At 46.4% G+C, this 13,423-nt stretch carries 9 protein-coding genes; 4 read left to right on the top strand and 5 right to left on the bottom strand.

All coding sequences use genetic code 11. From position 1 onward, the window contains the following. Window positions 1–98: 98 nt before the first annotated feature. Complete coding sequence (locus tag EL173_RS03490) at window positions 99–1,670, bottom strand: hypothetical protein (RefSeq protein ID WP_014571177.1); 1,572 nt, start codon at window positions 1,668–1,670, stop codon at window positions 99–101. 691 nt (window positions 1,671–2,361) lie between these two features. Between EL173_RS03490 and EL173_RS03485 the strand changes: the two genes are divergently transcribed. Further along, window positions 2,362–5,229, top strand: coding sequence for a coiled-coil domain-containing protein (locus EL173_RS03485; RefSeq protein WP_019728398.1), 2,868 nt, complete (start codon window positions 2,362–2,364; stop codon window positions 5,227–5,229). Window positions 5,230–5,501: 272 nt separating this feature from the next. Here EL173_RS03485 and EL173_RS03480 read toward each other — a convergent pair whose 3' ends face one another. Together EL173_RS03480 and EL173_RS03475 are read right to left on the bottom strand one after the other, a co-directional pair. After that, on the bottom strand, window positions 5,502–6,608 hold the full coding sequence (locus tag EL173_RS03480; RefSeq protein WP_005691899.1) for an alpha-hydroxy-acid oxidizing protein: 1,107 nt from the start codon (window positions 6,606–6,608) through the stop codon (window positions 5,502–5,504). Between the two features lie 39 nt (window positions 6,609–6,647). Then, complete coding sequence (locus EL173_RS03475) at window positions 6,648–7,307, bottom strand: nitroreductase family protein (RefSeq protein ID WP_005691897.1); 660 nt, start codon at window positions 7,305–7,307, stop codon at window positions 6,648–6,650. Between the two features lie 281 nt (window positions 7,308–7,588). On the opposite strand from EL173_RS03475, the gene EL173_RS03470 reads away from it, so the two are divergent. Further along, a complete protein-coding gene (locus EL173_RS03470) occupies window positions 7,589–7,969 on the top strand; it encodes an iron-sulfur cluster biosynthesis family protein (RefSeq protein WP_005684085.1) in 381 nt (126 codons plus the stop codon). 142 nt (window positions 7,970–8,111) lie between these two features. Here the strand turns inward: EL173_RS03470 and EL173_RS03465 are convergent, their stop codons facing one another. Together EL173_RS03465 and EL173_RS03460 are read right to left on the bottom strand one after the other, a co-directional pair. Further along, entirely contained in the window at window positions 8,112–9,404 is a 1,293-nt protein-coding gene (locus EL173_RS03465; protein WP_005684087.1) for a sensor histidine kinase, read from the bottom strand. After that, entirely contained in the window at window positions 9,401–10,096 is a 696-nt protein-coding gene (locus EL173_RS03460; protein ID WP_014571175.1) for a response regulator transcription factor, read from the bottom strand. The genes EL173_RS03465 and EL173_RS03460 overlap by 4 nt, the downstream gene beginning before the upstream one ends. 719 nt (window positions 10,097–10,815) lie before the next feature. On the opposite strand from EL173_RS03460, the gene EL173_RS03450 reads away from it, so the two are divergent. Next, entirely contained in the window at window positions 10,816–11,223 is a 408-nt protein-coding gene (locus tag EL173_RS03450) for a GtrA family protein (protein ID WP_005691892.1), read from the top strand. Further along, window positions 11,210–13,408, top strand: coding sequence for an ArnT family glycosyltransferase (locus EL173_RS03445; RefSeq protein ID WP_005691889.1), 2,199 nt, complete (start codon window positions 11,210–11,212; stop codon window positions 13,406–13,408). The genes EL173_RS03450 and EL173_RS03445 overlap by 14 nt, the downstream gene beginning before the upstream one ends. Window positions 13,409–13,423: the final 15 nt, after the last annotated feature.

Here is a 13,423-nt window from a genome sequence, read left to right as displayed (position 1 = left end):
TTCATAAAAAGAGCACCAAAAATTTTTAGATTTCAAGCTTCTAGTCCGTCATTCACACGCTTTCAGTGTTTGTTTATTTGTTTATCAGTGATTACTTGTTAGATCTTAAAATAGTCATTCGGTACTAGTTCACGCCAATAATCCTTTAAATCAGCCAAGACTTTATGATGCCCCGTGTTCTGACAACGAACAATAAATTGTTTAACCGCGTTTTTGCTTGTTTCAGTCTTCTGAATTAAGTCAAGCGCTATCTCTCTGCTACCCATTGCCATCCACCGCGAACCATCAGCTTCATCGATATCATTGATCCAGCCCAGACCCTGAATAAAATTTACGACTTCATCAGACGACTTTGTTTTCACTGCACAGACAAATGCAAGGGACATGGCACCGTATGCATATGAGCGACCAAAAAATCCCGGTTGCTTGCTTAAAATACGCTGAACATGTTGAAATAACAACGATAAGTCATCGAATGCTAATAAAGGACAAATATAGCGTAGGATTAAGTATTCAAATAATCCCCAATGATTTGACTTTAGCAGTTGCTTCAAAAGTTTAGAGGCGACTGTCCGTTGTTCACTTTCATCAAAATGGTTAAATCCAACCTCCATGGCCGCACGTTGCAAGACAAAGAGCTGTCCTTGCCGGATCTTTGCTGGAACATCTTTCATGAATTTCATGGTTCGATTTATCACATCTTGGGCACTTGCAACGTCCTTGCCGCGCGCTTTAAGTGACACCATGTCATACCAGGAAAACCACAATGTGATATTGCGATTTTGGCCTTGCAATGTGACATTCATACTTCCAAGTAAAGTAGGTACTAAAACAGCCATTTGTCCACTTAGCTGAACCAAGCCGCCAAAAGAAAGTTGTGACTCAGCTTTTTCAAAACGGCGAAGTGTCGATTTGTTGCGACCCAAGACAATGTCGTCTAGATGAAGGCCCAAATAGCGTCTACGGCCAAGTATCACACCGCCAGCCGTCTTACGGACTACAATCGGCATAGGATCGGGATTTTTCAGTTCATAGTTGTGATACGGATGTCCCTGCCTTGTACGAGCAAATATCAACGTAAAATATTTAGCTTGGCTAATATCACCCATCAACTGTGTGTCGGTAATCATATCATCAATTTGTTTTTCATGAGCGACGTTTTGAGAAACGACCCATTGTTCTAACAATTTGGTGAAATGCCATACTTCTTGCCACTCCGTGTATGATTCTAACTCGCCGTACTTATCCATTTCTTCGGTCAAATCAGATCTAAAAGTATCAAGAAATTCAACATCACGATCCATCAAGGCACCAAGCCACAATTTTGCAAGAATTGTTCCACGCTCTTCTTTGCGCAAATTATGTTTCATTCGATCTGTTCGATACCAAAGTAACATCAATAGCTCATGACTTGCGGGTCCCATGATGGCTTCCTGTATCTCCCATTCGAACGGGGTCAGATTTTCGGGAATAGTCAACCGATCCGCGATAATTTGTTCTGCTTCAGCATCAAAATGATACTTTGCTTCAGGCCAATGAATACCAGCATCAAAAAGGACTGAGGCTAACTTGGTCATACTAGTTGTTTTCTTATTCTCTAAAAAGAACTCTGCGCGTCGTTTTGTCAAAGCATTGATGTCGTTTATTTGAATAAGCGTTTGTAAGTGCATGGGAAAAGCTCCCGGAGCTTCAGGATACAGTAAGAAATCTTGGGGCTGTATTCCGATCCGACGAATTAACCCCGTAGCCTTCTCATTGCTAATGTCACTAACGCCATTCTCAAAACGCGACAAAGTGGTTGCGGACCAATCTTCGCCTGCAGCTTCCTTTAAAGTTAAATCTCTCCCTGTTCGGAAATCCTTAAAAAATTTACCCAGTCTTTTAAGTTCAAAATTTTCATCCACATTCAACACCCTTTCTAACCGGTACCCCATCCAACTGACAAACTTAGCATAACAGGTATCTTCCGTGTTAGCGTGTTTTTATGAATGATCACGAGCTTACGAATCTAAATTTCCAATCATGTAATTTAAAAAGAACCGAATCACTTTATCTCATTTTAAAAGCGACTTGGTTCTTTTGTGTCATCTTCAAAACAGTATTATTGCACACGACCCTATCTTTGCCCAATTTACTTGGTCGCACCCGAAATTTAATTGTGCTTGCTCAAAGGATAACGAAGGCTATACGAACTTTTTATTAAAGTACCATGCACAAACAATGTTGTACACAACTAAAATTGCGAATATGCAACAAAGCTTCACTTTAACCAAAATAATTTTAATATTCCTAGTGTAGATGTTGTTATCAATAACATCTAAGTAAATGGGGTTTAGATTTTACATTTGGAGGGGCTTAAAAATGAATAAGCATAATTCGTTACTCACCACCACTGTGGCAACAGCCGCCGTATTGACCGTTGCTGGCGGTGTGACGACCGTACACGCCGATGACCAAACGCCAACCAGCAGTGCGACAAGCAAGACAGCTCAGTCCGCGGCTGATACTTCGGCTAAAACACCGGTCGAATCTGCGCAACAAGGCGTAAAAGATGCGCAAGGCAATGTCGATGCGGCCCAAAAAGCTAAGGATGATGCATCAAAAAATGTCGCCGACACTACGGAAAAACAAAGCGCTGCGCAACAAAAGGTTGACGCGGCCCAAGCAGCAAAGGAAGCGGCCCAAAGTGTAGCAGCCAGTTCTGCTGCTGCCGCCGAGTCTGCTGCAACTCAGACCTCCGCAGCACAATCTGCAGCTGATGCGGCAACACCGGAAGCCAAGCAGTCTGCTGCGACAGCTGTGAGTGATGCTAAGGCGGAACAAGAAGCGGCCCAATCTACTGTTAATTTAGCAACGAGTCAGCAGGCCAAAGATCAAGCTGCTCAATCCGCTGCTAGTTCTGCCGCCCAATCCGCCGCAAATGCTACCGCTCAAGAACAATCCAAGGTTAACGTCACCAAGCAAGCCACCAGTGATGCTGCCAAGGCCCTTGATACAACGGCGGCCAAGACTGCAGTCGATCAAGCAAGCACTAGCCTTGCCGCTGCCAAAAGTGCTTTAAGCAAGGCCCAAGCAGAAGCCGATCAAGCACAGACTGCCCAAGCGGCCACTGATCAATTGGTCTCTGCAGCCAAGTCTAGTTTGGACCATCAAGCCACAACAACGAGTAGTGCCAAAGATGCACTCGCACAGGCAACTGCTAAGAGTACTGCAGCTAAAGCAAAAGTCGCGGAGGCACAAAAAGCTGTTACGGATGCACAAGCTGCTCTTGATGCGGCCCAAGCCAAGACAAATATTGATTTAGCAGCAGAAGGCATTACTGTCACCGTCTCCGACAATGCCAAAGCGACTGCCAAGGAACTGGTGGCAAGCAAGTCACGAGATGGTAACTATATACATTCACATTTAGCCACCATTGCTAAAGGTATTAGTATCTCGTATAAACCTACGGATGCTGACTGGAGTGAAGAACTTCCTTACACGAACACTGGCACAGATTACAAAGGCAGAACGATCGGTATATCGTCAATTAACTTTGCCGCCCCATCAGGCGCCTATGATTCACTCACTTCTGCGCAGAAATCACATATAGAAGACCTCTATCTCGCAATTTTTAATCGCATCCGAACGCAATTAGGTATGCCGCCCATTATTAATAGCAATAGCGTTAATGGCACTACAAAGGTTGCTGTTATAGGACCATCTGACATTGCTGGTGGTTCCTTCCTTTACAGTCGTGCCTTTTATCCCACAAAAAAGAGTGATGGTACAGTTGCTTGGCTTGATGACCCGCCTACAAACCCATTAACTCAGTACAATATGGCTATTTTAAAAGATAATGTGTTTAACAATAGTGTCTTATCAAGTTTCTTAAGTAAATCAGGTGACACCTCAGACGGTACTTTGGCTGCCTCAAATCTACAACCCTTACTTGGGTTCAATAGAGTAGGCGAATCCAGCAAAACGTTAGCCGACACTGTTACAATCGCCCGTTCTGGTCAACTCCTTTTCCTAACTGTCAATGTTGCAACCGTTAACGATGATGCAACCTTCAATACATCAACGGATACAAAAGCACTTTCAACTGCCCTAAAGAATGCTCAAACTCAACTTGCTAGCTCGCAAGCGGACCTTGCAACGGCAAACGCCACCCAAGCTGCCGCACAATCGGCTTTTGATCAGGCTAATGGTGAACAAACAAAGGCGCAAGCTAACTATAATGATGCCGTTCAAGATCAAAAAGCAGCCAGCGTCAAAAAGACTAGTGCTGATAATAAAGTGGCCGTTAACAAAGTTGCTGTGACAAACGCGGAAACAGCATTAGCAACTGCTCAAAAGATCTACGAAGCAAGTCTGCAAGATCAACCAGCAAAGATTGCAGCGCTCAATGCTGCCAAAACCGCACAAGCTGAGGCGGAAAAACAGCTGTCACTCGCAAAGTCAGCGCAGGCTACTGCTGAAGCAAGTCTCGAAGCAGCTCAGAACCAGCTTAAAAAAGATCAAGACGCAACCGCTGATGCAAAAGCTAAATTAGCGAAGGCGGAACAAGCCGTAACAGACGCAAAAGCCAAACTCGATCAACTGAATCATGCACAGGATCGTTTAATCAAAGCTAAGGAAGCACAGGCCAAAGCTGACGCTGGGGTTGCAAAAGCCAAAGCTGCTGTCGTTGCGGCAGAAAAGAATCTTAGTGAAAAACAAGCTGTTTTAGCAGATGCAAAGGCTAAAGCCGCGACAGCTAAGAATAAATTGGCTGAGGCAACCGCAAGCTTAACCGCTGCGCAACAACAACTCAAAACAGCTAAATCAGTTCTAAAAGCTGCCCAAGATGCTGAAACTTTGGCTGATAATGTTACTCGTCAACAACATCAGCTTGAATCTAAAGCAGACGCATTAAAACATGGCTATCATATTAATGGCCAACAAGTGCTTGATCAAAACGGTCATCCCGTATCCGGATGGTCAGTTGTGAATGGTCAAATGGTTGATCCATACGGTAATATCATCAAAATCGCTCAAACACAAACAACTCCAGGCACTAAGACTGCCGCACCAGTGACCAAACCACTAGCCGCCAAGGCCTCGGTTAACTCAAATGGCCGGCACAGTTTCCCACAAACAGGTGAAAATCAAGTGATAACCGTTTGGATGATGTTGCTTGGTTTTGCTATGACGGCATTAAGTATGCTTGGCTTTGAATCTCATCGTAAATATCGTCATCAACGTTAAGCTGAAATGATTGTTTGGCTTTGATTAATTTACTAGTCAACGTCAATTATCCGCTAGACTAAAGAAGTCGGCTCTTCTCCACCAAGGGCAGATCGTGGTTGCAATGCCACGGCGGATCTTTGATAATTTTGTCAGATTAAGAAATGAAATGTAGATACAAAGGTCTTTCTCGCCTCCCCCATTTTTGATTTCGTATCAACAAGTATCTTTAAACGTTATATTCAAAAAGCGTTGAGCAATCATTTCAAAATTGCCCAACGCTTTTTAATTTCTTAAGCAAATGTCGTTTTAACCTTCATCTGCTTCACATCCGCCATCGTCTGGCAGCCGGTCAGCTGCATGGCGATGTTGATTTCCATTTTCAGATGGTCGGCAACATCCTTGACGCCTTGCCAGCCGCCAAGTGCTAACCCATAACTAAATGGTCGGCCAATGCCAACGAGATCAGCGCCTAGTGCCAGCGCTTTGAGTACATGGGTGCCGCGCTGAACACCGCCGTCAAAGATGATGGGAACGCGATGATCCACAGCGGCGGCGATGGCGGGTAACTGTTCAATGGCGCCTGGTGCCCCGTCGAGTTGGCGGCCACCATGATTGGAGACGTAAATTCCCGCAGCACCTGCTGTAATGGCAGCAACGGCATCGGCAGGGTGTTGGATGCCTTTGATAATAATCGGCAAGCCTGAATAACTGGCTAATTTACTGATCAGGCCAAGATCCAGCTTTTGCATGGATTCTTTAAACAAACCGCCTGCACCAACCCCGGATTGCCCTGTGTTATAGCCTTCGAGGTTGGCAAGTCGGCCTTTGAGATGGTAATGATTCATCACGTCTTTTTCACGATAACCGCCTAATGTTGAATCTGCTGTCAAAATGATGGCCAGTGCACCGGCCTGTTTCGCTTCGTCTAGCAAGTATTGACAATATTCCCAGTCTTTAGGCATATACAACTGAAACATGTATGGCGCACCATCGCTGACCGCTGCGGTTTCCGCGATGGTTTTGGAAGCAAAGGTGCTTTGGGACATCATGATACCGGCTTCTTTGGCGCCTTTTGCTAAACCGAGTTCACCGCTTGGGTGGGCCAAAGTGTTGCTGGCAATGGGAGCGGTTAGCAGCGGTGAAGCAAGTTTTGCGCCCATAAACGTTGTTGACTGATCCGGATTTTCAACGCCTTGTAACACACGTGGCAGCATGTGCACATCTTGAAATGCCGTTGTATTGCGGTGCATGGTGTAGCCATCGTCAGAGCCCTCACTGATGTACCCGAATTCACCGCGACCAAGGACTTTTTCAGCGCGCGCTTCTAAACTTGCTAAATCTAACACATCAATTGCATTAACTTTGCCGAATGGATCAGCTTTCACTGCATCTACCATGATTTGTTTCCTTTCTTCTTCGCAGTCAATGTGACTCGGTTAATCTAGGTAATCAATCAGTTGCTTGACGTCATAGCGCTCTGTTTGCAATGGCTGTTCAGCGGCTTTTCCGATGGCAACCGCCATAACCGGTACAAAGCGTTTAGGATCCAGGCCTAGTGTTGGGATGATCGTTTTAAAGTCATACCCGGACCATGGATTGGCGTCATATCCGTATGCTCGGGCTAGAAGCAACAATTGCATGGCAACCATAGCGCCGTCAATGGTCGCATCTAAAGTCAGAAATTCAGGTGAGGCATGTTCGTACAGTGGTAGGAAGGTGTTGAAGATTTGGTCCAGCTTCTCTTTACTGATTTTGCCTGCCTCGTAAACCTTCGTCCACACATCGCGATAGACCTCATGTGATTGGGTATCGCCGGCAACGAAAATAATGGCGGAACTGGTATCAATTTGCGGATAGTTGAATTTCATGGCCGCTTTTTTCAACTTCTCTTTGCCTTCAGAGGTGTCAATGATGACAAAATGCCACGACTGCAAATTGCATGCGGACGGCGCGGTTGTTGCCTCCCGAATCATATCTTGCAGCTCATCGCGGCTGATTTTTACCGTTGGATCGAACTTGCGAACCGAATGCCGATCGAACATCACCTTTGCTAAATCGTTATTAGTTAATTTGTTTGGCGCTACTGTTTCTGTCATTTTAAATTACCTCATTTCTTAATTAATATGTTAACCGTTTTCATTCAGATAGTATAGGGCTTCACAAATGGAATTATCATACATCATTACAAAAAATCGATTTTAAAAATAAAAAAGTTCATTCTGATTGGCGTCAATTTTTAAGACCGCCGTTATTTGGATCACCGTTGACGCTCCCTCAGCCGCAAATGAGCAGCAGCAGTTGTAAAATTACCACTAAGTCAAAAAAGTTGCTTTTACTGCTTAATCAGCCTACATTGACGTCGAAAGGGGTTGATCTGATGCAAATCCATTTTGACGAAGGCGCTGTGAACAAGATCCAACCGCATTTGGGTTCGGACAAGAAGTTGCTTTTGACGTTTGAAGATGGTGTTGGGCCGTATTCGCAGCACGCGATGATTCATATGCAAGTTCAATTTTCACTTAATGTCGTCAAGGCTAGTGACCCAGCAACCGACTATGACACTGAGATCAGCAGTAATCTTGGGCCAATTTTGATCAAGGGTTATTCGCAGGAAGACTTAAATGCCAATATGCATGTCCATTTCAACTCGACCTTAAATACTTTGGTTTTAAGTGGTGATGGTGGCGACATTGATACCAACATGGGCTTCATTGATTTCACACAAGCCAATGGTGTCCGCAATAATCCGGCCCGTTAAAAGCTAAAACGGGTAACTTGACTATTCTGACGATCCCCAACCAAAGCTTCACACTGCTGCTTCACCCTTAATTTTTCCACCATGAAAATAGCCGCCTCCAAGCCTATGAGTTTGGAGAACGGCTATTTTTCGTATTTAATTTTTAAATGCCACGCGGTTTGTTTGGCAAGGTCACCACAAAAGCGGCACCATGCGGATGAACATCTTTTACTTCGATATGGCCATGATGGATGGTCACAATCCAGCGGGCAATGGCTAGTCCCAGACCGCTGCCACCGGTTTTTCGGCTACGGGATGCATCTTCGCGATAGAAACGCTCAAAGATACGTGATTTATCCGCGTCAGCAATGCTTGGTCCGGAGTTGCCTACTACCAGTTGCCACTCTTTTGAGGTTTGGGTGACCTTCACCCAGATGGAATCGCCTGCCTGGGTATATTTAAATGCATTGTCCAGTAAGATAACCAGTAACTGTTTAATCCGTGCAGCGTCAAACCAGGCATGGCTTTTTGGCGGAATCGTGGTGGTAAACGATTTATCCTGACTAATCGCAATGTCGTGATAAGAAGCCAGTTGCGGGGCCAGTGTTTGATCAAACCGCAGATCGGTCAATTCGATTTCAATCGTGTTGCTATCGGCCTTGGCAATTGTCAGTAAATCATCCGTGAGTTGCCGCAAACGCTTGGTCTCGCCCAGTGACGTTGCGATGGCCTCGCTTTCGTCAATAATGGTGGCTTGCGGCTTGGTTAGCAAGGCTTCCTGTTTACTTTGAATCACAGCCAGTGGTGCTCGTAGTTCATGCGCTGCGTCTGCCACAAAATCTTGCTGCCGCTGCCATGACCGAACAATCGGGCGCATTGAACGGGTTGATAACCAATATGACAAGCCCAGTGCCAACGCCCAAAATAGGATAATCGTCAAAATCAGAACCTGACGAAAAGAACGAATGGCAGCTTCTTGAGCGTCCGTATTTTGCAAGATCAACACATAATGCCCGGCATATTGAGGATCTGCGGCCGTCACCGGAACCTTCACCAGTAAAGTTCTAAAGGTGCCATTTGAAGTCGGCAAATTTTGCAACTTATTAACTGCCTGACGATCTAGTTTTAACGTTTTGAAATAGGCATAAAACCGTTCACCTAACATCGCCTGATTGATGATTTTTCCTTTTTTATTAAAAACCACCATGTTCATCCGAAAAGGTACTGGTCGTGAAGTCACCGGGCGTCCGGGACCACCTGCACCGCTCATGGTTTGTGCCGGCTTGGTAAGCATTATTTTTTGTTGTTCCAGCGAATGATCGATATCTTGATAAATCGAACGTTCATAAAGGAAAAAAACAATGACCCCCAGCACTAGAAAAAGTCCGGCAAAGCTCAGTAGTTGACCGATAAATAAACGTCGCTGTTGTCGCTTAATGCCTTTATCTGCATTCATGCACGGTCCTCCGGTTCCTGAAAGATGTAACCGACATTGCGAATTGTTTTGATCCATACGTCGGCTTGCATCGGTTTTAACTTTTTGCGCAGGTTCGACATATAAACTTCGACGACACTGACGGCCGTATCCGAATCAAATCCCCACAACCGATCAAAAATCTGATCCTTCGTAATAATGGTTTTTTGATTCTGTAATAAGTACACTAACAAGTCGAATTCTTTTCCATTTAACGCTACTGGTTTGTCGTGAATTAAGACTTCATGCCGGTTTAGGTGGACTTCAAACGGGCCGGCTGTTAACCCATCCTCATCAAAAAAATGTCCTGTCCGCTTTAACAATGCTTTTAACCGCATAATGAGCTCTTCACGGTGGAATGGCTTGGTAAGGTAATCGTCACCACCCAACTCAAAACCACGCACCTTATCTGTCAGAGCATCTTTAGCCGTCAAAATAAGAACCGGGGTCTTCACTTGCTTAGCTCGCAGCTGCTTAAGCAAATCAAACCCATTCAGCTCTGGCAGCATAATATCCAGCACAATGGCATCAAAAATCCCCTCTTCTGCCAAATACAAACCATCAGCACCCGTCAAAGCAGCTTCAGGCTGAGAAAAGTCCCGAACAAAATCAACAATACTCTCATTCAGATCAGGATCGTCTTCAATTACCAGAATTTTAGGTTTAACTATCATAAATTCTCCTCTAAAAGTGAGCGTGAGCGTGAGCCGGCGCGGTTAGAAACCGGAGTGTAAGCGGCCTCAGGCGTGATGGCCCGCTCTTGGCCATTGCGACTGAGGTCCTTACACGCAGACTTCTGCGCCGGCGAACGCGTTATGGTGAGCTGAGCGTGAGCAGGAACGTTTAGCAATCGGAGTGTAAGTGGCCTTGGGCGTAATGGCCGGGCTTTGACCATTGCGATCAAGGTCCTTACACGTAGGCCCCTGCGACTGCGAACGCGTTATGGTGAGCGTGAGCCGGCGCGGTTAGAAGCCGGAGTGTAAGCGGCCTCAGGCGTGATGGCCCGCTCTTGGCCATTGCGACTGAGGTCCTTACACGCAGGTTTCTGCGCCGGGGAGCGCGTTATGGTGAGCTGAGCGTGAGCAGGAGCGTTTAGCAATCGGAGTGTAAGTGGCCTTGGGCGTAATGGCCGGGCTTTGGCCATTGCGACCAAGGTCCTTACACGCAGATTGCTGCGACTGCGAACGCGTTATGGTGAGCGTGAGCCGGCGCGGTTAGGGGCCTAACCACCAACCACCATCCCCACCAAAGCCAATGTTTCAGTCTTATCAATTACAGCGTCAGCTTAACATGAAAATCATAAACTCAGCTTAAGAAAAAAATTGCTGGCTTTAAGGTTAATTTATGCTGCATCTCGCATACTAATCCCATTCATCAAGAAGGGAGCGATTCGATGCGCCAAAAGCTGAAACAATTCATTGGCTTCGGTTTAGTCGGTGGTATCAATACTATTTTGACATACTTGCTTTACCTGACATTATACCAATTGATCAATCCAACCGCTGCGATGGGTGTCGGCTATGGATTAACGTCAGTTTTAGGACTTTTCCTCAATGATACCTGGGTCTTTAAGGTTAAAGATCACCGCGACCTTAAAAGTGTGGCACCACGATACTATTTTTCGTATGGTCTCACCTTTATCATGAGCCTGATACTCACAAGCTTCTGGAATGATGCATTGAATTTACCAAAACCATTAGCACCGATGTTTGCACTTATGATTACCGTCCCAACGAACTTCCTTTTAAGTAAGTTCTGGGTATTTCGAGAAAAGGGAGTTACGGCACATGAAAAAAATTAAACAGTGGACCCTTGATTGGTGGCTCATTGGCATTCTCGTTCTGGCTGCGTTTCTTTACAGCTGGAATATCTGGGAAGCAGGAAACGCTAATGATTATTACACGGCTGCTATCACCAGTATGATCCAAAGTTGGCACAATTTCTGGTACGGCGCATTTGATCCCGCTGGCTTTATCACCGTTGACAAACCACCGGTAGCGCTTTGGTTCATGGCCATTTCCGCCAAAATTTTCGGCGTTCACGGCTGGTCAGTTGTTTTACCCTCAATTTTGTTTGGCATCGGCAGCGTGGCGCTAATCTATAACATGATCAAACCCCGCTTTAATGTTTGGGCCGCCCGCTTAGCTGCATTGGCACTCACCTTAACGCCCATCGTTGTCGCGGATTCCCGAACAAATAACATGGACGCCACACTACAGTTCTTTCTGCTGCTCGCCAGCTGGTGCCTGATGAAAGCAATCACCAACCGTAAGCCCTGGCTGGTTGTCATGAGTTTTGCTTTGATCGGGGTCTCGTTCAACATTAAAATGCTCCAAGCGTTCATGATTTTGCCAGCCTTATTACTCTTTTTCTGGCTTGCATCAAAGCAGCAGTTATGGCGCCGATTGGCTACACTGGGGATTGCATTAGCTGCGATGGCTGTCATGACACTTGCCTGGCCACTACAGGTGGACTCAACCGCCGCCAGCCAGCGGCCCTATGTCGGCAGTTCCCAAACGAATTCAGAAATGGAGCTGGCTTTTGGCTATAACGGTACTGAACGATTATTGGGCCAAACAACCGGTACCGGTGCGGCCTTCCCCGGTATGGGCAACAGCAAGACCAAAGCGACTGGTGAAATGAACCCGACATCTGGGGCGACCAAAGGCAATAATAGCAAAACCGGCACGGCACCGACTGGCACTAAAGGAAATCCACCAACCGGCACAAAGGGCACAACCGGTACGCCACCTGGCGGAAATGGTGGTGGTCGCCCAGGTAATGGTCAAGGTCAGGGCGGCACGCCGCCAGCTGGAACCAACGGCAAACAACCTACTGTGAAAACCAAATCCGGCACATCTACAAACAACGCACCTGCAAACTTTGCAGAGGGCAACTTTAAAGGCGGCCGTGGTACTGGTGGTGGTGCAGCTGGCGGTCGCGGCGGTGGTGCCTTTTCAATTGGGAATGCCGGGCCACTGCGCCTGCTGCAATCTGATCTTGGTCCACAAATAAGCTGGCTTGCACCGATGGCTATCATTGGCTTTATCAGTGCCTTTGCTTATTATCTTGATCGAAAGCGCAAATGGTACCAAACCACAAGTCAGCAAAATCACTTGCTTTTCTGGCTTGGTTGGCTTGTGCCAGTCGCCGGCTTCTTTTCAATCGCCAGCTTTTTCCATCCTTATTACACGATTATGCTTGCGCCACCACTCGCGGCATTATTCGGTATCGGCACAGTCACCATGTTTAACCAGTTCAAATTAAGCTTCAAGCACTGGCAGAGTTGGCTGCTCCCGCTTGCACTTGCCGCAACGACTGCACTTCAGACTTGGTATGTCAGTCTTTACTATCAGTGGCAACCGATTCTTGTGGTCATTGCCGGTGTAATCGGTTTGGCACTGCTCTTCATCGCCCGAACCAAAACCTGGCGGAAATCGGCGCTGGGCGTGGCGATTGCCGCTATCTTAGCCGCACCGGGTTTCTGGTCGTTGACACCGACACTTGCCGGCTCGTCATCGGGCATTCCAACCGCTGGCCCTACTTTGCTAACGTCAGGCGGTAATAGCGGTGGTATCGGTAGTGGCAGTGTCAATAGCGGTTTATTGAAGTACGTTGAAGCTCATCAAGGCAATGCCAAATACCTTTTTGCTACCAGTAACGCTAGCACTGCTGCCCCGTATATTATCAAATCCGGTAAAGCGGTTATGGCAATCGGTGGATTTAACGGCACTGACCCGGCAATTACTTTGAAGCAATTCAAAGCACTGGTCAAAAGTGGCGACATGAAATATTACCTGTCATCGGGTCGCGCCGGCAATTCAAAGATTGAAGCGTGGGTCGAAAAAGTCGGCAAAAAAGTGGCCGCAAGCAAATACGGCAGCAAGACAACCACCAACGCCCAAAATAATCATGGTGGTCGTATGGCAATGGGCGGCATGGGCAGCGGCACGCTGTATGAACTTGATGCCAGCATGGTGAAGTAATTTTCATTAATTCAG

The organism is Lacticaseibacillus rhamnosus (genome assembly GCF_900636965.1).
In the GTDB taxonomy this organism is placed as follows: domain Bacteria; phylum Bacillota; class Bacilli; order Lactobacillales; family Lactobacillaceae; genus Lacticaseibacillus; species Lacticaseibacillus rhamnosus.
This window is presented reverse-complemented; position numbering and strand designations above follow the sequence as displayed.

Bases quoted from the DNA above. Each gene is read 5' to 3' on its own strand.
- EL173_RS03490 (WP_014571177.1), bottom strand. From the start codon at position 1,670: ATGCACTTACAAACGCTTATTCAAATAAACGACATCAATGCTTTGACA.
- EL173_RS03485 (WP_019728398.1), top strand. From the start codon at position 2,362: ATGAATAAGCATAATTCGTTACTCACCACCACTGTGGCAACAGCCGCC.
- EL173_RS03480 (WP_005691899.1), bottom strand. From the start codon at position 6,608: ATGGTAGATGCAGTGAAAGCTGATCCATTCGGCAAAGTTAATGCAATT.
- EL173_RS03475 (WP_005691897.1), bottom strand. From the start codon at position 7,307: ATGACAGAAACAGTAGCGCCAAACAAATTAACTAATAACGATTTAGCA.
- EL173_RS03470 (WP_005684085.1), top strand. From the start codon at position 7,589: ATGCAAATCCATTTTGACGAAGGCGCTGTGAACAAGATCCAACCGCAT.
- EL173_RS03465 (WP_005684087.1), bottom strand. From the start codon at position 9,404: ATGAATGCAGATAAAGGCATTAAGCGACAACAGCGACGTTTATTTATC.
- EL173_RS03460 (WP_014571175.1), bottom strand. From the start codon at position 10,096: ATGATAGTTAAACCTAAAATTCTGGTAATTGAAGACGATCCTGATCTG.
- EL173_RS03450 (WP_005691892.1), top strand. From the start codon at position 10,816: ATGCGCCAAAAGCTGAAACAATTCATTGGCTTCGGTTTAGTCGGTGGT.
- EL173_RS03445 (WP_005691889.1), top strand. From the start codon at position 11,210: ATGAAAAAAATTAAACAGTGGACCCTTGATTGGTGGCTCATTGGCATT.